We start from the raw sequence: 20,182 nt of genomic DNA on the forward strand, positions 1-20,182 counted from the left end.
TGGCGTGTACTGCAAATAACACTATCCGCGGCACAATCCCGCTAATGTCAGCGCAGCGGTTGTCGAGCGGGCGCAACAGCGTTGCGCCCGGTGCCGGCCGTACCGTCCGTCCCGTAACCATGGAGGAATGAATGAGTGCCTACCGGACCGTTGTCGTAGGAACCGATGGCTCCGAGTCGTCACTGAAGGCAGTCGACAGAGCTGCCGCCATTGCCAGTGGCTCGGACGCTCAGCTTGTCATCGCGTGTGCGTACTACCCGGCCGATCCCAAGGACGTGAGTGCTGCCGCTGACGCGCTGGGTAACGAGGCCTACCAGGTCACCGGTTCCGCACCGACGTACGAGATCCTTCGGACGGCTCGCGAGCGCGCACATGCCCAGGGGGCGAAGGATGTTGTCGAGCGCGCCGTCGTCGGCGCTCCCGTCGAATCGCTTCTCGCTTTGCTCGACGAGGTGAAGGGCGACTTGCTGGTCGTCGGAAATCGCGGATTGAACACGTTGACCGGGCGTCTACTCGGGTCGGTGCCTTCTGATGCCGCTCGCAAGGCGACGTCCGATGTCCTGATCGTGCACACCGTTCGCTGACCTCACCGGCAGTAGTCGGCCTCGGCCGCATCGACGAATACTTCAGCCAGCTGATCGGCGCTGGGGGGTGTTGTCGATGCGGCCGAGCCGTTTCCGGTGGTGACCATCGGTTCGCTTGCTCCGTTCAGCGATACCGTCCGCAGATTCGCGATAATCATCTCTCGATCCGTGCCGGCCGCGAGCTGCTGGCAGACGCCGTCACCGAGCGCCTGCAACATGTCGTCGGAAAAGGCCGGCTCAACCCCGGTAGACGCGAGCGCCGCCCGCAGCCGTTCTGCATCGTCCACCGGTTTTTCGGTCGGTGCGGCAGCAACAGCAGCGATGTCGTCGCTGCCTGCGGCAGCCGTCGAACTCGAATCATCCTCCGAACAACCGGCTGTCACCGCCGCAAGCATCCCGACGCCGATCACCACGCGAGCGATCTTGCGGATGGGTGCGGCGGAACTTGCGGGCAGGCCAAGCACGAGGGGTCATTCCTTCGGTCGTCGACACAAATTGGGGTGACACCACCATTCGTGGTGTCACGCACGAACCTACTCCGTGAGGCTCACGAATCGAAGGCCAACTCTGCTGCCTCGACGCCGTCGAGAACCGCGGGGAGCGACTCGATGTGAATGATGCCGAGCCTCTGGGTAGCTCGGGTCAACGCGACGTAGAGGTCGTTCATTCCACGGGGTGAGTCGTCGAGAATGTCGGCGGGTTCGACTATCAACACCGTGTCGAACTCCAGCCCCTTGACGTCCTTGACGGACAGGACGCTCACGGTCTCGCTCGCCAGGTCGACCAGATCGGCAACAACCTCGGAGCCGGCGATCACTGCGGTGATCCCGGGATGTGACTCGGACTCGATGCAGCGGCGCACGGTCGATTCCAATTCTTCGGCCGTGGTCTTGAGTGCCCACGGCGCGAATCCGCTGTCGCGCACCGACCGGGGCACCGACTGCTCCGGGTCGATCTCTTCGAGCACGCGGTGAGCGACATCCATGATCTCCGACGGAGTTCGGTAGTTCACGGTCAGTTCGGTGAGCTTCCAGCGCTTGGCGACGTAAGGCTCGAGGATCGTCTGCCAGGACGAGGTTCCCGCAGGATCACCGGTCTGGGCGGTATCACCGACCAACGTCATCCACCGATTCGGTATGCGCCGCATCAGCATTCGCCACGCCATCTCGGAGAGCTCTTGGGCTTCGTCGACGATCACGTGACCGTATGTCCAGGTTCGGTCACCGGCAGCGCGCTCCGCCGTTGTCTGGCGCTGGCCCTGATCGTGGCGCTGGGCGAGTTGGCTGGCGTCGATCAAGTCGTACGCCATCAGGATCTCAGGATCCATCTCGTCCTCGAGGTCCTGTGGCGCGGAGCCGGTGAGAATGTCGAGAGCACCCTGGGCGTCGGCGATCTGTGCGCGCCATTCGCGTTGTGCGCGTTCGCGTTCGGCGGCATCGTCGACTCCGAGGATCTCGGCGAGTTCGTCGAGAAGGGGAGCGTCGGCCGCACTGAATCCTGGTCCGACGCTCTGCAGAAGCTCGTCGCGTTGTCCGTCGTCGAGTTGCGGCGCTGCCTTGGCCAACCTCGCCGGAGACGTCCACAGTTCCGCGAGGATTTGCTGCGGCGACAATTCTGGCCACAGCTTTCCGATGGCGGACATGATGTCGGAGTCCTCGCGCATCTCGTCGCGAATGTCGGCGATGTCGTCCCGGCTGAGGAGTGAGCCGCCGTCGACGAGGTTTCCGCCGATGAGTTCGGCCATCTGCAGCGCCAACGCCTCGATGACTGCTGCCACGAAGATCGGGCGCGCCAGGTTGTGTGGGCGACGCGACGATCGAGCCCGACCGCGCGCCTTCGTGACGGTCTTGCGATCCAGCTTCAGGTCGTACGTGTCGAATCGCAGGGTGATCGGCTTGGACGGAACTTCCTGTCGATCCCGGACGGCGTTCTTGAGCACGTCGAGAATCGCGAGCGAACCCTTGATCTCACCGGCGGCGAGGGAATCGGTACGTGTTGCGCGCACTCCGGGGTACAGGTCGCCGATCGTCGAGAGCAGGACGCCGGTCTCACCGAGTGAAGGAAGGACCTGGCTGATGTAGTCGAGGAAGGTCGCGTTCGGACCGATGATGAGAACGCCGGCCTTGGCCAGCTGCTGACGGTAGGTGTAGAGCAAGAAGGCGGCACGGTGAAGTGCGACAGCTGTTTTGCCGGTACCCGGACCGCCCTGGACCACCAACACGCTCTTGTGTTCGGAGCGGATGATGGCATCCTGCTCGCTCTGGATGGTCTCGACGATGTCGTTCATTTGGCCTGTACGCGCGGCGTTCAGTGCATCCAGGAGTGCGCTCTCACCGGCGACGCCGCCGGCTTCGGTGACTACTCCGGCGGCGCGGGCTGCATCGAGGTCCAGGTATTCGTCGTTGATGCCGGTGACCGTGCGGCTACGGCTGCGAATATGGCGTCGCCGTTTCACACCTTCAGGTGCCGCGGGCGTCGCCAGATAGAACGGTCGTGCCATCGGGGCACGCCAGTCGAGGAGCAATGTTTCGTAGTCGTTGTCGGTGTCCAAAATTCCGAGTCGGCCGACATAGCGTCGCTCGTCGTCGAAGTCGATGCGTCCGAAACACATTCCGTTCTCGGCTGCGTCGTACTTGGCGAGATCCTCGGTGTACATGGCGTTGAAGGATTCGCGTTCACTGCGTGCCTGCGGGGTACCGCCGGTCTCGAGGAGGACCGTGCTCAAGCGTGTTTGGGCATACTTTCGAAGATCGTCGAGACGGGAGTACAGCATCGTCACGTACTGCTGCTCGAGCTCTTGCTCGTTCAGTGACGGGTCCGCGTCGGGCAAAGGATCTCCTAGGCTTGATGAGAAATTCATGCGCTGCAAAAGCGCCAAGACAGTCTAGTTCCCCCAGATGAACTGCCGCATAGATACAGGTCAGGCCACCCGAAGGTGGCCTGACCGTGATTTTCGGTGCACTCAGTGCGTCAATTCGTCCTTCTTGGCGCGAGCCTTTTCCAGCGCCTTCTCGGCGCGCTTGCGGGCCCGCTTACCCAGCACCTCGGTCTGTTCCGACGCTGTCTCTGCCCACTCGTTGCTCTTCTCGAGTGCAAGTTCGGCGAACTCGGAGCTGCGCTTGCTCGCCAGCTCGGCCAGTTCGGCACTGCGCTCGCGTGCGGTCTCGGCCAGTTCGGAGCTGCGCTTCTGCGCGACTTCGAGGATATCCGGGCCGCGCTCCTTGGCGACCTCGCTGAATTCAGCGGCACGCTTGCTCGCGATCTCCGCGAACTCGGAACCACGCCCCTTGGCGAGTTCGAGCCAATCCGTTCCGTGTGCCTTCGCGGTTTCGGCAAGTTCGGAACCGCGCTCGGACGCCACCGACAAAGCATGTTCGACGCGATCGCTCGTGTGATCGGTCTGCGATGCGACCAATGGAAGCGCCGCGGCGATAGACGCCTGTGCCTTCTTCGCGGCGCGGCGGCCACGCCAGCCGAGCGACGGCTTGCCCTCGGTGTCGACGGACGCGATCATCAGTCCGCCGAGCAAGCTGACGTTCTTGATGAAGTTGGTGCGCTGCATCGCTCGCAATGACGGATCGGTTTCGTTCCAGAAGTCGTGGCCGGCCAGTGTGGTGGGCACCAGGCTTCCGGCGAGGACCAACGACGCGAGCCGCGGAGCCTTGCCTGTAGCGAGCAGGGCACCGCCACCGATCTGGACGACGGCGTTGATCTTGACGAGTGTTTCCGGATCAGCAGGCACCTTCTGAGTCACTGCTCCTGGCAGCGTCTCGACCGATTTGTCGATCAGGGGTGACGCTTTGGCTGCTCGCTGAGCGGGGTTGCGCAAAGCATCGATTCCCCCGGCGATGAAGATCGTGGAAAGCAATGGACGAGCAATTCGACGTACCAGCATGTTTCAAGCCTCCCGATGTAGGTTCGTTTTCCACCCTAGCGATCGCAGAAGGAATTGGTCCGGTGCAAGGACGTCGCGGCGCCTTTCCCTGAGGACGGATTCCTGGTCGCCGAAGTGCGCTGTCCTGCATCGATGACTTCGTCGTGGGTTCGGACAACTCGCTCGGAAGTATCCGTTACCGCGTATCCGCCCACGGCGTGTTCGAAGGTGCCACACAATGCAGACCGATCGACCACCATGGTTCGGTGACCACGAAGATGACACAGAACTTCGGCTCGACCCTTCCTGCCGGTTGGGGACAACTCTCAGCCGAGGAGAACGAGCGACATTGGGCTATGTTTCGCGCCCGCTTCGAATTCACTCCCGGCATCGACGCGCGATCTTGGCCCGCCATCGCTGAGCCGACGCCGTCCGTGGTCTTCGATTTGGGTGCGGCGCCATCTGAGACGCCGGGGGCGTGGGCCGCTCGCGTCGATGCGATCAACGCCGAAGCGTTGCGCTGTTTTGTCACCGACTGGAAAGACGATCCCAACTTTGTCGTACTGGATTGGCAGCATCCGGGCTACACCTTCGACGCGGAGTCACATGCCGCTGCGCAGGAGTTGGCGGAGTGGCGTGTCCCGGTCTATCCGAACGGCGATTACTACATATTCGGGCATAACGAATTCAGAGAAGGAACCTTCGGCCATCCGTGGGAACGCACGTTGTGTGTGTTCGGTGAACGGATGGTCGAAGGCCTGGGCGGGACTCTGACGACCTGGCTCCCACGACTTCGAGTGAATGGCGAACAGGTCAGAAATGAACGGGCCGACTAGCGGGATTCAGTTCAGACGGGTGAGACGTCACCAACCGCGTTCGCGCCACTCCGCCAAGTGCGGACGCTCGGCGCCCAGTGTCGTGTCCTTGCCGTGCCCCGGGTAGACGACGGTTGCGTCGTCGAACCTTCCGAACAGCTTGTTTTCCACGTCGTCGAGCAGGGAAGTGAACTTCTCGGGGTCGGCGGTCTTTCCGACGCCTCCGGGGAAGAGTGAATCACCGGTGAAGAGGTGAACCTGCCCGCTCGGTTCGGTGAGAGCCAGCGCGATGGACCCGGGAGTGTGTCCGGACAGGTGAATGACGTCGAGGCTCAGATTGCCAACCGTCACCTTGTCGCCGTCTTCGAGGAGAACGTCCGGGGTGACGGGAAGGACATCCGCGTCGAGGGGGTGAGCGGCGGTCGGTATCTTCGTGGCGGCGTGGACATCCTGCAAGGCCAACCAGTGATCGCCGTGCTGGTGGGTGGTGACGATGGAATCGAAAACAGGTGCTTCCTGTTCTATGAGCGCGATGATCTTCTCGGCTTCGTTGGCCGCATCGATCAGGAGAGATTTCCCGGTCGTGGAACAGACGACGAGGTAAGTGTTGTTGTCCATGGGGCCGACCGACATCTTCGTGATGACGGCACCTTCGATTGTTCGCCGCTGAGGGGCAGAATCGGGGGAGACCTGACCGGTGTAGGAGTCGTCGATCACGATGGGCTGATTCGTCATGAAACGCAGGCTACCTTCGAATAGGGGCAGGTAGAGCGATGGGCTCGCTTGGTGAGAAAAACGTGTCGGTGGCTCGGCCTACGATGACGATCGCTCGAGGACTCGCGTTTGCGAGGCCGCTCGAGACTTCTCCGGGGGGACGGCCCCAGATGATTGACAATGAAGGGAATTGGTGTGGCGGATCGCCTGATCGTGCGGGGTGCACGTGAGCACAATCTGCGAGGAGTCGATCTCGACCTCCCGCGAGACAGCCTGATCGTCTTCACCGGGTTGTCCGGCTCCGGCAAGTCCAGCCTCGCCTTCGACACGATCTTCGCCGAAGGGCAGCGCCGCTACGTCGAGTCGCTCTCGGCATACGCGCGTCAGTTCCTCGGTCAGATGGACAAACCGGATGTCGATTTCATCGAAGGATTGTCTCCTGCGGTGTCGATCGACCAGAAGTCGACCAACCGCAACCCACGTTCGACGGTGGGCACCATCACCGAGGTCTACGACTACCTCCGACTCCTCTATGCCCGCGCAGGTTCAGCGCACTGCCCGGTGTGTGGCGAGAAGATCGCACGTCAGACACCCCAGCAGATCGTCGACCAGGTGCTCGAGATGGAAGAGGGCATCAAGTTCCAGGTCCTCGCACCGGTGGTCCGTACTCGTAAGGGCGAGTTCGTCGATCTCTTCGATCAGCTCAACACCCAGGGCTATTCGCGAGTGCGCGTCGACGGTGTCGTTCACTCGCTTGCGGATCCGCCGAAGCTCAAGAAGCAGGAAAAGCACGACATCGAAGTTGTGGTCGACCGCTTGCAGGTCAAGGCGAGTTCGAAGCAGCGCCTTACCGATTCGGTCGAGACCGCCCTTCGATTGGCCGAAGGCATCGTCGTCCTCGACTTTGTCGACCGCGAAGAAAATGCACCCGATCGGGAGCGTCGTTTCTCGGAGAAGCTGGCGTGCCCGAATGGCCACGCACTTGCCATCGACGATCTGGAACCGCGCTCGTTTTCCTTCAACTCGCCCTATGGCGCCTGCCCCGAATGCACCGGCCTTGGTATCCGCAAGGAGGTCGACCCGGATCTGGTGGTTCCCGATCCCGACCTGAGTCTCGAAGACGGAGCAATCGCGCCGTGGTCGATGGGCCAGAGTTCGGAGTACTTCGGACGTTTGCTGTCCGGCCTCGGCGACATCCTCGGTTTCGACATGAAAACGCCGTGGAACAAGTTGCCGGCGAAGGCCCGCAAAGCGATCCTCGAAGGTAGTGAGGAGCAGGTTCACGTCCGGTACAAAAATCGGTACGGCCGTACCCGTTCTTATTACGCCGAGTTCGAAGGTGTGATGCCGTTCCTGCACCGCCGCCTCGAACAGACTGAGTCCGATCAGATGAAGGAACGCTACGACGGGTACATGCGTGACACCCCGTGCCCGGCGTGTGGTGGTGCGCGACTGCGCCCGGAAATCCTGTCCGTGACCATCGCGGCGGGGGATTTCGGCAGTAAGTCCATCGCCGAGGTCTGTGAACTCTCCATCTCCGACTGCGCGGACTTCCTCAACAGCCTCACCCTCGGTTCGCGCGAAGAGGCCATTGCAGGTCAGGTCCTCAAGGAAGTTCAGGCGCGCCTCGGGTTCCTGCTCGACGTCGGCCTGGAATACCTTTCTCTCTCGCGTGCCGCTGGCACGTTGTCCGGTGGCGAAGCCCAGCGAATCCGCTTGGCAACGCAGATCGGATCCGGACTCGTCGGCGTGCTGTACGTACTCGACGAGCCGTCCATCGGTCTTCACCAACGCGACAACCGGCGACTGATCGAAACTCTGACGCGCTTGCGCGACCTAGGCAACACGCTAATCGTCGTCGAGCATGACGAAGACACAATCCGTACATCTGACTGGGTGGTCGACATCGGACCGTATGCCGGCGAGCATGGTGGCAAGGTCGTTCACAGCGGACCGTACGAAGAACTGCTGACGTGTGAAGAGTCCCTGACCGGCGCCTATCTGTCGGGTCGTAGCTTCATCGAGGTTCCGGCCATTCGTCGGCCGGTGGACCGCAAGCGTCAGGTCACGGTCGTCGGAGCTCGCGAGCACAATCTCGACGGCATCGACGTGAGCTTCCCGCTGGGTGTTCTCACCGCTGTCACCGGTGTCTCCGGTTCGGGCAAGTCGACGTTGGTCAACGACATTCTGGCGACCGTCATGGCGAACAAGCTCAACGGTGCACGCCAGGTGCCTGGCCGTCACACACGAATCAACGGTCTCGATCAGCTGGACAAGCTCGTACAGGTCGATCAGTCTCCGATCGGCCGGACTCCACGATCGAATGCTGCGACGTACACCGGCGTGTTCGACAAGATCCGAACCCTGTTCGCTGCAACTACAGAAGCGAAGGTCCGCGGCTACCAGCCAGGCCGGTTCTCGTTCAACGTCAAGGGCGGACGCTGCGAGGCGTGCTCCGGCGACGGAACCTTGAAGATCGAGATGAATTTCTTGCCGGACGTGTACGTGCCTTGCGAGGTGTGCCACGGCGCTCGGTACAACCGCGAAACGCTCGAGGTCCACTACAAGGGCAAGTCGATCGCCGAGGTTCTCGACATGCCGATCGAGGAAGCGGCCGAGTTCTTCCAACCGGTCACCTCCATCCACCGGTACCTCAAGACTCTGGTCGACGTCGGTCTGGGCTACGTCCGACTGGGTCAGCCGGCTCCCACTCTGTCCGGTGGTGAGGCACAACGCGTCAAGCTCGCCGCCGAATTGCAGAAGCGCTCGACCGGCCGCACCGTGTACATCCTCGACGAGCCCACCACGGGTCTGCATTTCGAGGACATCCGCAAGCTCTTGATCGTGATCAACGGTCTGGTCGACAAGGGCAACAGCGTGATCGTGATCGAGCACAACCTCGACGTGATCAAGACGTCGGACTGGGTCGTCGACATGGGACCCGAAGGTGGATCCGGTGGCGGAACCGTTGTGGCGCAAGGTACTCCGGAGGACGTTGCCGCGGTCCCCGAGAGCTACACGGGCAAGTTCCTCAGTGAAGTTCTCACCGCGCAACACGCACCGGCCAAGGCCAAGCCGATCACCAAGAAGCGCGCGACGAAGGCAGTTGCAGCAAAGAAGACTGCGCCACGGAAGAAAGCTGCTTCCGTGAGCTAGCAGAAGTCGGTCAGTGATGCCGGGTCGGAATCCGACCCGGCATCACTGCAATGGCGGTTAGGAAGCGGTGGCTTCGAGGATCACTTGGGCAACGTCTTCGGGGCGCGACCACATCGGCCAATGGCCGGTCGGGAGGTCGACATACGTCACTGGGAGTTTCGCCAGTTCCGCTGCCATCGGGTGGCCCCCGTCGGCCATCTGGGCGATCACCGCGGACGGGAACGTGCTGCAAACGACGGTTGTCGGCACCTGGTAGCGCTTCTCGTTCGTCAGGACAATCGGCTCACGTGCCGGTCCGGCCGGTTCGGGGACGGCGTTGGCGCGAAACGCCTCGAGAGCTTTCTCGTCGAGTCCTTCGAGGCTGCTGCCGTCTGCTTCGAGTTCTGCCCACGTCGGCAGAGGTATCTCGACGACATCTGCGGCTAAATCCGGTCGCAGCGCCGCGCCGTCGGGCATCGGGCCCGAGTCGACGTAGACGATCCGAGCGACGCGATCCGGGATGCGATCGGTGACCGCGTACCCCACCGGGCCGGCGCCGCTGTGAACGACCAGGACCGTGCGTGCGTCGGAATCCGTTACAGCGTCGATGACTGCGCGGACGTGGGCGTCGAAGGTGACCGCTGATCGATCTGCATCGACGGCGTCGAGTCCGGGCAGCGTCAGGCTGGTCACGCGGGTGTCGGAACGCTCGAGGTGCGGGAGGACTGCATCCCAAGCCCATGAACCGAGCCAGAATCCGGGAACAAGAACGATGTGAGTTTTCATGTACTCACTGTGCAGCCGGGATGGTGACAACAGACTGTCACTAATTATGTCACTGTTTGGTATCGAAATCTGAGATACTCGTGGGTGTGAATCGAGCTGCGAGATTGCATGCTCTAGTCGAGGAACTTCGGCGACAGGGCGATCGAGGGACTACGTGTTCCCGATTGTCCGAGGAATTCGGTGTCACCACCCGAACTATCAAACGCGATATCGAGACGCTGATGATGTCGGGTGCGGCGATCGAGGCGCGCTCAGGTCCTGGGGGTGGATACCGACTCGTAGGTCGCGCCACGCTTCCGCCGGTGAATTTCACTGTCCCGCAAGCAGTGTCAATCGCGTTGGCGTTGACCGCGATGGGTGATGCTCCGTTTGCGCCGGATGGACGTGCGGCGCTGGCAAAACTGCTCGACGTGATGGACGAGGAGGGCCGTCGTAAGGTTGCCGAACTCGGTGGCCGCGTGTGGATACGCGGAGACGTTGGGGTTGTGACGGATTCGCGCGCGAACCGGCAGGCCGTCGAGCAGGGTCTCGAACAGAGTCGCGTCGTGTCGTTGCACTATGTGGATGGGGACGGTTCGGAGACGGTGCGGGCAGTTGAGCCGCACATTCTGGCGCAGGACCGTGGACTGTGGTTTCTCATCGGCTGGTGTCGCCAGCGCGACGCCGTGCGGTGGTTTCGACTCGATCGAATGCGTCGGGCCACGCTGACGAACAATCACTTCACTCCACGGGATTCGAGCGTCTTCGGCCAACCGCCCGAAGACGCTCGGCCTGTTGCGCCCCGAAGGTGAGTGACTCAGTCGATCATGTTGCGGGCTGCGGCAACGGAATCCGTGATCAGCTCGGTCAAGACGGCCGGGTCGACGTCGCTCAGCCGTTTGACGTACAGGCAGCCTTTTCCGATCTTGTGCTTGCCGAGGCGCGCGAGTGTGTCCGTGTAGTCGTCGAGGTCCAGAGACAAGTACAACGTGAGTGCGGTGGCCCTGGGGGAGAATCCGATCAGTGGAGTGTCTCCCTCGTGGCCACTCGCGTACCGGTAGTGCCGTGCCCCGAATCCGATGATGCTCGAGCCCCACGTGACAGCAGGCTCGCCCGTGGCGGCCGACAGCAAGGAGATCAACTCCGCACTGTCGGCGCGCTTACGATCGTCGACGCGGGAAATGAACGCGTCGACGTCCTCGGGCGTCGGTTGAGTCTTGTTGGCGGTTGCCAACTCAGTAGACCGGGCCGGTGAACTTCTCGCCCGGTCCCTTTCCCGGCTCGTCCGGGTGCGAGGAGGCCTCGCGGAATGCGCGCTGCAAGGCTTGGAGGCCTTCGCGGATGGGGCCGGCGTGGGGGCCGAGGTACTCGACCGACGCAGTCACCAGTCCGGCAAGCGCGGTGATGACTCGACGCGCTTCGTCGAGGTCGAGGTAGGGGCTGGAAGACGGGTCGGTGTCCGAGAGGCCGAGTTTTTCGGCCGCCGAGCTCATCAGCATCACTGCGGCGCGGCTGATGACCTCGACCGCGGGGACTTCGGAGAGTTCGCGGACGTCGGGATTCGTGCCGTCGGTGTTCTGATCTGCCTCGAAGTTTTCACTCATGGATGCAAGGATTCCATCAGGCCGTGATGGTGTTGAATCGGGCCTCTCCCCGCTGTGGGGGACCTGCACCGATTTCTTTCATCTGTGGCGACCTGTTACTCTTGTTGCAACGACCGCCTCCGACTTGTTCGGGGGCAGCAAGTGGAGCCCGACTCCCACCTCTGCGCGGCAGGTAAAACTGCAGTTCAGCGGTTCCGGTCACCTGACTATCGAAGTCTAAATGCTTCGTCAGGTTCCTCACCCAGTTGAGGAGACGATATTCGGCGTGAGCTGGATGTTGTGTGATCGGTCGACATCGGGCCCCGCAGATGAGAAATCATCGGAGCGGGGTTTTTTGTTGGGGTACGGGCGGTACGGGCTGCGTGCGGTCACGAAGACCGCACCGTTCAACCTAGGAGGCCCCATCAGCACTGAGACCCGCATCAACGATCGTATCCGCGTCCCCGAGGTCCGTTTGGTCGGACCTGGCGGCGAGCAGGTAGGCATCGTGCGTGTTGAAGATGCACTCCGCTTGGCCCTCGAGGCCGACCTCGACCTGGTCGAGGTAGCTCCCGACGCCCGTCCACCGGTCTGCAAGATCATGGACTACGGCAAGTTCAAGTACGAGGCTGCACAGAAAGCCCGTGAGTCTCGCAAGAACCAGACTCTGACGGTCATCAAGGAGCAAAAGCTCCGACCCAAGATCGACGCTCACGACTACGAGACCAAGAAGCGCAATGTTGTTCGCTTCCTCGAAGCCGGTTCCAAGGTCAAGGTCACGATCATGTTCCGCGGACGTGAACAGTCACGTCCCGAGCTCGGTTACCGCCTCCTGCAGCGTCTGGGAGCAGACGTCGCAGATCTCGGCTTCGTCGAGACCTCGGCAAAGCAGGACGGCCGAAACATGACGATGGTGTTGGCACCGCACAAGGGTGCCAAGACTCGCGTCAAGGCGCAGGAGAGTGCCCAGGCACCAGTGGCGCAGGCCGCTCCGCGTCCGGCTCCGGCGTCGAGTGAAGCAGCTCCTGCCGCGACTGAAGCAACTCCTGCCGCGACTGAAGCCGCACCGACGACCGGCGACGCAGCTCCCGAGGCTCCGACCAGCTAGTCGATTTCCCACGATCCACCACGTAACAAGAACTGAGGACTCCATGCCCAAGATGAAGAGCCACAGCGGCGCCTCGAAGCGATTCAAGGTGTCCGGCACCGGCAAGCTCATGCGCCAGAAGGCCGGCCGTCGCCACCTTCTCGAGCACAAGTCGAGCCGGGTTACCCGTCGCCTCGACGGTGTCGCCGTTGTCAGCCCTGACGACGCTCCGCGCATCAAGCGCATGCTCGGCATCTGAGTCGCCCCCCTTACTGACCACCCGGGGCGTCTGAGTTTCACAGCCCCAAGATTGACAGGATTTTCACGTGGCACGCGTAAAGAGGGCGGTCAACGCCCAGAAGAAGCGTCGTTCAATTCTTGCTGCATCCAGCGGCTACCGTGGACAGCGTTCGCGTCTGTACACCAAGGCCAAGGAGCAGCAGCTCCACTCGCTGGTCTACGCATACCGCGACCGTCGTGCACGCAAGGGTGAGTTCCGCAAGCTGTGGATCACGCGTATCAACGCTGCAGCTCGCGCCAACGACATCACGTACAACCGCCTCATCCAGGGCCTGCGTCTGGCCGAGGTCGAGGTCGACCGCAAGATCCTGGCCGAGCTCGCCGTCTCCGACGCCGAGGCATTTGCCGGTCTGGTCGCGCTCGCGAAGGCCGCTTTGCCGGCTGACGTAAACGCTCCTGCCGGAGAAGCAGCCTGATTCACGCATCACAGCAACGGCCCGTGGACCCGCTCACAGAGCGGACTCCGCGGGTCGTTTCTGCTGTCAAGCTCCTGCGCACAGCAGAACGACGTAAAGCAGGACGTTTCCTCGTCGAGGGTGAGAACTCGGTCACCGAACTGTTGAACGGTGCGCTCTCGAACGGCGAGAACCGCCCGGTGCACGACCTCTTCTACACAGAGGACGCAGCCGAGCGGTATCAGCACGTCATCGATCAGGCGCTGACCGCTGGAGTTCGCGTTTCTCTTGTCACCGATCGGGCAATCAAAGCTCTGAGCGATACCGTCACGCCGCCCGGCCTTGTTGCCGTCAGTGATCTCCTAGATGTACCGCTGAGCGCAGCCGTCACCCAGGGCACCCGCCTGCTCGCAGTGCCGGTCGAGGTCAACGAACCAGGCAATGCCGGGACCGTCATTCGCATCGCCGACGCGGTGGGCGCCGATGCGGCAATCCTCGCCGGTGACAGCGTCGATCCGCACAACGGCAAGGTGGTTCGTTCGTCGGCGGGCAGCCTCTTTCACCTGCCGGTTGTCCGCGAACGAGACACGGTGTCGGTGATCGAACAGATTCGCGCCGCCGGCATTCAAATTCTCGCGACCGCGGCGGACGGCGAGGTCGACCTCGACGAGGCCGACGAGTTGCTGAGCAAGCCAACGGCCTGGCTGTTCGGCAATGAAGCTCACGGTCTCGATCCGGCGATTGCAGCGCAGGCTGATCATCGGGTGCGGATTCCGATCCACGGCCGCGCCGAAAGTCTGAACCTTGCAACAGCGGCGGCTATTTGCCTGTACGCAAGCGCGCGGGTGCAGAATCGCACGACCTATCGCAGCTGAAAACGCGCGCGAAGACCTCACGGAATCTCATTTGCGGAAGCCTGAGACAATACAAGAGCAGAGACAACGCTCGAACGGGCTCGAAAGCTCGCATGCAGTACGAGAAGCAAGCAGTACGAGAAGTAAACCGAGAAGCGACAGGAGTGTCACAGCCGTGGCCAAAAATGAGGGCGCGACACCGCCGGAGGTCGACGCGAGTGTGCTCACCGAAGAGGCGTTGACCGCTGCGGCTGAGAATGCCGAGAAGGCGCTCGCGGACGCCGCTGACCTGGATGCGCTGGCGCACGTCAAGGTGGAGCATCTGGGGGACAAGTCCCCGATCGCCCTCGCTCGTCGGGGGCTCGGCAGCCTTCCGGGTAAGGAAAAGGCGGACGCAGGCAAGCGCGTCAACATCTTCCGCACCCGGATCAACAACGCGTACGACGCTCGTCGTGAGGTTCTTCTCGCCGAGCGCGACGCCGCGGTGTTGGTCGCCGAGGCAATCGACGTCACTCTGCCCTCCGATCGCCACCCCGTCGGTGCGCGTCACCCGATCAGCCTGATTTCCGAGCAGGTCGCCGACGTATTCGTCGCGATGGGTTGGGAAGTTGCCGAGGGCCCAGAGGTGGAGACCGAGCACTTCAACTTCGACGCGCTCAACTTCTTGCCGGATCACCCCGCACGCACGATGCAGGACACCTTCCACCTGGCACCCGAGAATTCGCGCCAGGTGCTGCGAACCCACACCTCACCCGTGCAGGTCCGCACCATGCTCTCGCGTGAGGTGCCGATCTACGTGGTGTGCCCGGGTCGCACGTTCCGCACCGACGAACTCGATGCGACGCACACGCCTGTCTTCTCGCAGGTCGAAGGACTGGCCGTCGACAAGGGCCTGACGATGGCCAACCTGCGAGGAACTCTCGACGCGTTCGCTCGCGCCCTTTTCGGCCCCGAGACGCGTACCCGTATGCGCCCCAACTACTTCCCGTTCACGGAACCGTCGGCAGAGGTCGACGTCTGGTTTGCAAACAAGAAGGGCGGCGCCGGCTGGGTCGAGTGGGGTGGCTGCGGCATGGTCAACCCGAACGTTCTGCGCGCCAGCGGAATCGATCCTGACGAGTACTCGGGTTTCGCATTCGGAATGGGCCTCGAGCGGACCCTGCAGTTCCGCAACGGTATCCCGGACATGCGCGACATCGTCGAAGGTGACGTGCGTTTCACGCTGCCCTTCGGTGTCGCAGGCTGATCTGCCCGGTACTCGAAATCCCCGGTTCGCGGAACCTTCACAAGACTTATCGACAAACGAGAGAGCTGAGCAGACGTGCGAGTAGCGCAATCCTGGCTGACCGAGATCCTGCAGCGGGCAACTCCGGACTGGGAGGTGACCCCGGAAGAGTTGGACGCCGGGTTCGTCCGGGTGGGACTCGAAGTCGAGGAACTCGACACACTCGAGGCGATTGACGGCCCCTTGGTCGTCGGCAAGGTCGTCTCCATCACCGAACTGACCGAGTTCAAGAAGCCGATCCGCTTCTGTCAGGTCGAGGTCGGGGAACCCGAGCCTCGCGGCATCGTCTGCGGCGCGCGCAATTTCAACGAGGGTGACCTCGTCGTCGTTGCACTGCCCGGCGCGGTGCTGCCCGGTGGATTCGAAATCGCCACTCGCAAGACGTACGGCCAGGTGTCCGACGGCATGATCTGCTCCGTCTCGGAACTCGGTATCGGCAAGGACCATTCGGGCATCCTGGTGCTCGAGCCCGGTACCGCCGAACCCGGCGCCGATGGCAACGAGTTGCTCGGCCTCGGTGACACGATCATCGAACTGAACATCACCCCGGACCGTGGATACTGCTTCTCGGTCCGCGGCCTCACGCGAGAACTCGCCTGCGGTTTCGATCTCGAGTACGCCGATCCCGCTTCGGTGCCCGCGCATCCGGCCGAGGGTGAAGCCTGGCCGGTGCATCTCGAACCGGAGTCCAAGGCGTCGCGTTTCGTGATGCGAAAGATCACGGGAATCGATCCCGAGGCGGTGAGCCCGTGGTGGTTGCAGCGTCGACTGCTGCTCTCCGGTGTTCGCCCGATCTCGCCGGCCGTCGACGTCACCAATTACGTGATGCTCGAACTCGGTCAGCCTCTGCACGCGTTCGATGCGACCGCGGTGCAAGGCGACCTGGTAGTCCGCCGCGCCAAGGCGGGGGAGAAGCTGACGACGCTCGACGACGTCGAACGCACGCTCGATCCCGAAGACGTTGTCATCGCCGACGATTCCGGGGTCATCTCTCTGGCGGCCGTCATGGGCGGCGCCACCACCGAGGTGGGAACGGCAACGACGGACATCCTGCTCGAAGGAGCTACCTGGGATCCGCTCGCAGTCTTCAAGACAGCGCGCCGGCATAAGCTGCCGAGCGAGGCAAGCAAGCGTTTCGAGCGCGTCGTCGATCCGGCGATTCCGCTCGCGGCTGTCGATCGCGCAGCCGCTCTGCTGGTCGAGATCGCCGGCGGACGGATCGAGCCGGTCCTGACCGACGTGGGTGACGTCGCCCCTCGCGCTGCCATTCGTATGGATATCGACCTGCCCGACCGTGTCGCTGGAGTCACGTACCCCAACGGCACCGCTGCTCGCCGCCTCACCCAGGTTGGCTGCAACGTAGAGGTCGGCGTCAGCGAAGAGGGACACGGCCAGTTGGTCGCGACGCCGCCGTCGTGGCGTCCGGACCTGGTGCAGCCTGCAGACCTCGTCGAGGAAGTACTTCGTCTCGAAGGTCTCGAGCAGATCCCGTCGGTCCTTCCCGCCGCCCCGGCCGGACGCGGTTTGACTGCGTCGCAGCGGCGCAAGCGCACGGTCTCGAGGGCCGTCGCTCACGCCGGCTACGTCGAGGTCCTTCCTCCGGTGTTCCTGCCCACTAACGTCTTCGACGTCTGGGGCCTCGACGCGGACGATCCGCGCCGCAACACCAGCAAGGTTCTCAACCCGCTCGAAGCCGATCGTCCGGAGTTGGCGACAACTCTGCTTCCGGGTCTGCTGGAGATCTTGGCTCGCAACGCTTCTCGCGGTCAGCGCGATCTGTCGCTGTACGGCATCGCGCAGGTTGTCCTGCCGGGTCCCGACACCAAGCCCGTGGACGCATTGCCGGTCGATCGCCGTCCGACGGACGAACAGATCGCGAACCTGATCGCGTCGTTGCCGGCGCAGCCCGTTCACATCGCTGCTGTGCTGAGTGGATTGCGGGAGCCGAGCGGCCCCTGGGGTCCGGGTCGTCAGGCCGAGGCTTCGGACACGTTTGCGGCAGTGCGGGTCATCGCGGCTGCAGCAGGCGTCGAGGTGGAACTACGTGCGGCGCAGTACCTGCCGTGGCATCCGGGCCGCTGCGCCGAGGTACTGGTCGACGGCAATGTAGTCGGTCATGCCGGCGAGTTGCACCCGGCTGTTCTCGAGCGTGCCGGACTGCCTGCGCGTACCTGCGCATTGGAAATCGACCTCGACGCTTTGCCGTTGGCCGAGAACCTGCCAGCGCCGCGCATTTCGCCGTTCCCCGCAGTGCTCCAGGATGTGGCGGTTGTTGTCGATCGCGACATTCCGGCGGCCAAGGTGCAGGAAGCTCTGCGTTCCGGCGGTGGGGAGCTTCTCGAAGACATTCGCCTGTTCGACGTCTTCGAGGGCGAGCAGGTCGGTGAAGGTCGCAAGTCGCTCGCGTTCGCGTTGCGCTTCCGCGGCATCGACCGCACGCTGACCGAGGACGAGGCCAGTGCCGCTCGTGATTCGGCAGTGGAGGCAGCGTCCAAGGCTGTCGGCGCGCAGATGCGGGGCTGATTTCCCCAACTGATCACAGAGCCCACGACCATCCCTGGTGGTCGTGGGCTCTTTCGTGCTATCGATTTCCCACCCTGTGGTGCCGCATCGAGCAAGTTGTCTTCGGATCGGCACGATCTTGGGCGAGAGCGTCGACAATCGGATCACCGCGTTGTTCGATCGCCGCAAGATGCTCGAGGTTGCCGGGAGTGACAGCCCTTTCGTGTTCGTCTGGCACACCGACGTGGCGAGCGCCTTTGCCGAGGATGTGACCGGATACCGGGTGGACATCTTCAACCTCGCGGGCGGACGGTGCGCTGACAGTCGACGAGTTGGCTTCCCGGATGAGCAAGAGCATGGTGACGCTACCCGCTTGGCTGCTCCGGGGCGTTCTGCGCGTCGGGCGGCGATTGGGTTTGACGGACACGGTCCGGAGCGGGTCGGATTTCTCCAGTACCGGCCGGTCCTCGACAATCGGCGGCTCGAGGAACGGTTCGGATACGTCCCCGAGTATTCGAGCGAGGATGCGTTTGCGGCTTACCTCGCGTCACTCTGACGCCTTCGGCAGACGGTCGTGGAAGGATCGGAGTTGTCCGTCGACGTTTCGAGAAGGGACTGGCAGTGTCACAAAATGATCGGCTCGTAAATGATGGGCCCGAAAATGATGGCTCCGCACCCCGTAATTCTGTACACCAAGTAGTCGAGGCTGCTGATGCGCTCGACGACAAGGACTTTCTCGCGGTCGTTCGCGCAGTGGTCGAGCGTCGTCCGAGCTTGTCGGTGGTTCTCTCCGTGGTGGACACCGCTGCCGCGAGCCTCGAGCCGCACCGTGTAGAGGACGACAACACGATCACCGACGCCGAAGAAGTCGAACTGCCCGACACCGTTGTGGAGGTCGACGAGATCATCGACGTCCCGGTGGTACTTGCGACCGACCCGAGAATTCCCGAACCCGACTACACCGAAGGGGGAGTCCCCACTTTCGACCGTGTTCGGGAGAAGATAGAGGGGCGCTTCGGAACGTCTGTCGGTTCGGCCGAATTGGCACACGAGAGTCCCGCCGGAAAGTCCGTGGACGAGCAGTGGGACGAGCGCCAGAAGGCCGCAAAAGCCAAGCTCGAGGAGATCCGGCGATCCATGGGTAAGTAATTATGCATTCCGATGCACAATGATGCATACTGTGTGACATGACTGAAGGTGGTACGACCGAGAACGCCCGCAAGCTGATCAGAGTCGCCGTTGCCGGCGCCAGTGGGTACGCGGGTGGTGAGGTTCTGCGTCTGCTCCTCGGGCACCCCTCCTATGCCGACGGCAGTCTGGTGATCGGTTCGCTGACCGCCGGTGGTAACGCCGGTTCGACGCTCGGTGAGCATCATCCGCACTTGCTCCCACTCTCTTCGCGGGTACTCGAAGAGACCACTGTCGAAATCCTCTCGGGTCATGACGTCGTCTTCCTCGGTCTCCCACACGGAAATTCGGCGCAGTACGCCAAGTTGCTGCCCGAATCGACGGTCATCATCGACTGCGGCGCGGACTTCCGGTTGCAGGATCCCGCAGCTTGGGAGAAGTACTACAAGAGCACCCATGCCGGTACCTGGCCCTACGGTCTTCCTGAACTGCCCGGCGCCCGCGACAAATTGGTAGGCGCAACCCGCATCGCCGTTCCGGGCTGCTACCCGACGGCAGCGAGTCTCGCGCTGGCCCCCGCCGTTGCTGCGGGGATCGTGGACTCACACGTCAACGTAGTTGCGGTCAGTGGCACTTCGGGCGCCGGCCGGGCGCCGAAGGCTGATCTTCTGGGTTCGGAGGTCATGGGCTCGGTCCGCGCGTACGGCGTCGGTGGCGTCCATCGCCACACCCCCGAGATCATTCAGAATCTCTCGGCCGCAGGCGGCAAGGACATCAGTGTGTCTTTCACTCCGGTCCTCGCGCCCATGCCGCGCGGCATCCTCGCGACCTGCACGGCGGCCACCACCGTGACCGAAGAGCAAGCGCGCGAAATCTACGAAAAGGCATACAACGACGAGCCGTTCATCCATGTGCTGCCTGCCGGAGTTTTCCCGCAGACCGGCGCAGTGATCGGGTCCAACGCCGTACAGATCGGTGTCACCGTAGACGCTGACGCCGCTCAGCTCGTTGTCATCTCGGCAATCGACAATCTCACCAAGGGCACTGCCGGTGGCGCTGTGCAATCGATGAACCTTGCCCTTGGCCTACCCGAGACCGCAGGTCTCTCTACCGTGGGAGTAGCTCCGTGAGCACCGACAATCCGCAGCAGATCGACAACCC

At 62.8% G+C, this 20,182-nt stretch carries 20 protein-coding genes; 13 read left to right on the forward strand and 7 right to left on the reverse strand.

Going from position 1 to position 20,182, the window contains the following annotated elements:
• Positions 1-131: 131 nt before the first annotated feature.
• Positions 132-584 (forward strand): universal stress protein, encoded by a 453-nt coding sequence (locus R4P65_RS28270; RefSeq protein WP_003944055.1) that lies wholly within the window; start codon positions 132-134, stop codon positions 582-584.
• 2 nt (positions 585-586) lie between these two features.
• Here R4P65_RS28270 and R4P65_RS28275 read toward each other — a convergent pair whose 3' ends face one another.
• The 3 genes from R4P65_RS28275 to R4P65_RS28285 form a co-directional block, all read right to left on the reverse strand.
• Positions 587-1,048, reverse strand: a complete 462-nt coding sequence (locus tag R4P65_RS28275; RefSeq protein WP_317828968.1) for a DUF732 domain-containing protein — start codon at positions 1,046-1,048, stop codon at positions 587-589.
• Between the two features lie 83 nt (positions 1,049-1,131).
• Complete coding sequence (locus R4P65_RS28280) at positions 1,132-3,414, reverse strand: HelD family protein (RefSeq protein ID WP_317828969.1); 2,283 nt, start codon at positions 3,412-3,414, stop codon at positions 1,132-1,134.
• 132 nt (positions 3,415-3,546) lie between these two features.
• The gene (locus R4P65_RS28285) at positions 3,547-4,479 is read right to left on the reverse strand and encodes a DoxX family protein (protein ID WP_230813259.1); all 933 of its coding nucleotides are present in this window, start codon (positions 4,477-4,479) and stop codon (positions 3,547-3,549) included.
• Between the two features lie 245 nt (positions 4,480-4,724).
• Between R4P65_RS28285 and R4P65_RS28290 the strand changes: the two genes are divergently transcribed.
• On the forward strand, positions 4,725-5,294 hold the full coding sequence (locus R4P65_RS28290) for a DUF2716 domain-containing protein (protein WP_317828970.1): 570 nt from the start codon (positions 4,725-4,727) through the stop codon (positions 5,292-5,294).
• Between the two features lie 27 nt (positions 5,295-5,321).
• On the opposite strand, the gene R4P65_RS28295 is transcribed toward R4P65_RS28290, so the two are convergent.
• On the reverse strand, positions 5,322-6,008 hold the full coding sequence (locus R4P65_RS28295; protein WP_317828971.1) for an MBL fold metallo-hydrolase: 687 nt from the start codon (positions 6,006-6,008) through the stop codon (positions 5,322-5,324).
• Between the two features lie 174 nt (positions 6,009-6,182).
• On the opposite strand from R4P65_RS28295, the gene uvrA reads away from it, so the two are divergent.
• Positions 6,183-9,143, forward strand: coding sequence for an excinuclease ABC subunit UvrA (gene uvrA / locus R4P65_RS28300; RefSeq protein WP_317828994.1), 2,961 nt, complete (start codon positions 6,183-6,185; stop codon positions 9,141-9,143).
• 57 nt (positions 9,144-9,200) lie between these two features.
• On the opposite strand, the gene R4P65_RS28305 is transcribed toward uvrA, so the two are convergent.
• Entirely contained in the window at positions 9,201-9,908 is a 708-nt protein-coding gene (locus R4P65_RS28305) for an alpha/beta hydrolase (protein ID WP_317828972.1), read from the reverse strand.
• An 80-nt stretch (positions 9,909-9,988) separates the two neighbouring features.
• On the opposite strand from R4P65_RS28305, the gene R4P65_RS28310 reads away from it, so the two are divergent.
• The gene (locus R4P65_RS28310; protein ID WP_317828973.1) at positions 9,989-10,699 is read left to right on the forward strand and encodes a helix-turn-helix transcriptional regulator; all 711 of its coding nucleotides are present in this window, start codon (positions 9,989-9,991) and stop codon (positions 10,697-10,699) included.
• A gap of 5 nt (positions 10,700-10,704) precedes the next feature.
• Here the strand turns inward: R4P65_RS28310 and R4P65_RS28315 are convergent, their stop codons facing one another.
• Positions 10,705-11,121, reverse strand: coding sequence for a DUF1801 domain-containing protein (locus R4P65_RS28315; protein WP_317828974.1), 417 nt, complete (start codon positions 11,119-11,121; stop codon positions 10,705-10,707).
• Position 11,122: 1 nt separating this feature from the next.
• Complete coding sequence (locus tag R4P65_RS28320) at positions 11,123-11,491, reverse strand: DUF1844 domain-containing protein (protein WP_317828975.1); 369 nt, start codon at positions 11,489-11,491, stop codon at positions 11,123-11,125.
• Positions 11,492-11,849: 358 nt separating this feature from the next.
• Here R4P65_RS28320 and infC point away from each other — a divergent pair, with 358 nt between their 5' ends.
• The 9 genes from infC (at position 11,850) to argC (ending at position 20,151) form a co-directional block, all read left to right on the forward strand.
• Positions 11,850-12,578 (forward strand): translation initiation factor IF-3, encoded by a 729-nt coding sequence (gene infC / locus R4P65_RS28325; protein WP_230814092.1) that lies wholly within the window; start codon positions 11,850-11,852, stop codon positions 12,576-12,578.
• Between the two features lie 43 nt (positions 12,579-12,621).
• The gene (rpmI, locus tag R4P65_RS28330; protein WP_230813252.1) at positions 12,622-12,816 is read left to right on the forward strand and encodes a 50S ribosomal protein L35; all 195 of its coding nucleotides are present in this window, start codon (positions 12,622-12,624) and stop codon (positions 12,814-12,816) included.
• Between the two features lie 67 nt (positions 12,817-12,883).
• The gene (gene rplT, locus R4P65_RS28335) at positions 12,884-13,273 is read left to right on the forward strand and encodes a 50S ribosomal protein L20 (protein ID WP_230813251.1); all 390 of its coding nucleotides are present in this window, start codon (positions 12,884-12,886) and stop codon (positions 13,271-13,273) included.
• A 23-nt stretch (positions 13,274-13,296) separates the two neighbouring features.
• Positions 13,297-14,127 carry an RNA methyltransferase gene (locus R4P65_RS28340; protein WP_317828976.1) on the forward strand — a complete coding sequence of 277 codons (831 nt, stop codon included), beginning with the start codon at positions 13,297-13,299 and terminating at the stop codon, positions 14,125-14,127.
• Between the two features lie 154 nt (positions 14,128-14,281).
• The gene (gene pheS / locus R4P65_RS28345) at positions 14,282-15,352 is read left to right on the forward strand and encodes a phenylalanine--tRNA ligase subunit alpha (RefSeq protein ID WP_003944109.1); all 1,071 of its coding nucleotides are present in this window, start codon (positions 14,282-14,284) and stop codon (positions 15,350-15,352) included.
• Positions 15,353-15,427: 75 nt separating this feature from the next.
• Entirely contained in the window at positions 15,428-17,914 is a 2,487-nt protein-coding gene (gene pheT, locus R4P65_RS28350; RefSeq protein WP_317828977.1) for a phenylalanine--tRNA ligase subunit beta, read from the forward strand.
• Between the two features lie 118 nt (positions 17,915-18,032).
• Positions 18,033-18,449 carry a hypothetical protein gene (locus tag R4P65_RS28355; protein ID WP_317828978.1) on the forward strand — a complete coding sequence of 139 codons (417 nt, stop codon included), beginning with the start codon at positions 18,033-18,035 and terminating at the stop codon, positions 18,447-18,449.
• A gap of 65 nt (positions 18,450-18,514) precedes the next feature.
• Positions 18,515-19,042 (forward strand): hypothetical protein, encoded by a 528-nt coding sequence (locus R4P65_RS28360; protein ID WP_317828979.1) that lies wholly within the window; start codon positions 18,515-18,517, stop codon positions 19,040-19,042.
• Between the two features lie 38 nt (positions 19,043-19,080).
• Positions 19,081-20,151, forward strand: coding sequence for an N-acetyl-gamma-glutamyl-phosphate reductase (gene argC / locus R4P65_RS28365; protein WP_317828980.1), 1,071 nt, complete (start codon positions 19,081-19,083; stop codon positions 20,149-20,151).
• Positions 20,152-20,182: the final 31 nt, after the last annotated feature.

Origin of the sequence: Rhodococcus sp. IEGM 1318 (assembly GCF_033142465.1) — a bacterium.
GTDB classification, from domain to species: domain Bacteria; phylum Actinomycetota; class Actinomycetes; order Mycobacteriales; family Mycobacteriaceae; genus Rhodococcus_F; species Rhodococcus_F qingshengii_B.

Excerpts from the sequence above, each read along its gene's own strand:
- R4P65_RS28270 (WP_003944055.1), top strand. The coding sequence starts at position 132 with ATGAGTGCCTACCGGACCGTTGTCGTAGGAACCGATGGCTCCGAGTCG.
- R4P65_RS28285 (WP_230813259.1), bottom strand. The coding sequence starts at position 4,479 with ATGCTGGTACGTCGAATTGCTCGTCCATTGCTTTCCACGATCTTCATC.
- R4P65_RS28295 (WP_317828971.1), bottom strand. The coding sequence starts at position 6,008 with ATGACGAATCAGCCCATCGTGATCGACGACTCCTACACCGGTCAGGTC.
- R4P65_RS28305 (WP_317828972.1), bottom strand. The coding sequence starts at position 9,908 with ATGAAAACTCACATCGTTCTTGTTCCCGGATTCTGGCTCGGTTCATGG.
- R4P65_RS28320 (WP_317828975.1), bottom strand. The coding sequence starts at position 11,491 with ATGAGTGAAAACTTCGAGGCAGATCAGAACACCGACGGCACGAATCCC.
- rpmI (WP_230813252.1), top strand. The coding sequence starts at position 12,622 with ATGCCCAAGATGAAGAGCCACAGCGGCGCCTCGAAGCGATTCAAGGTG.
- argC (WP_317828980.1), top strand. The coding sequence starts at position 19,081 with ATGACTGAAGGTGGTACGACCGAGAACGCCCGCAAGCTGATCAGAGTC.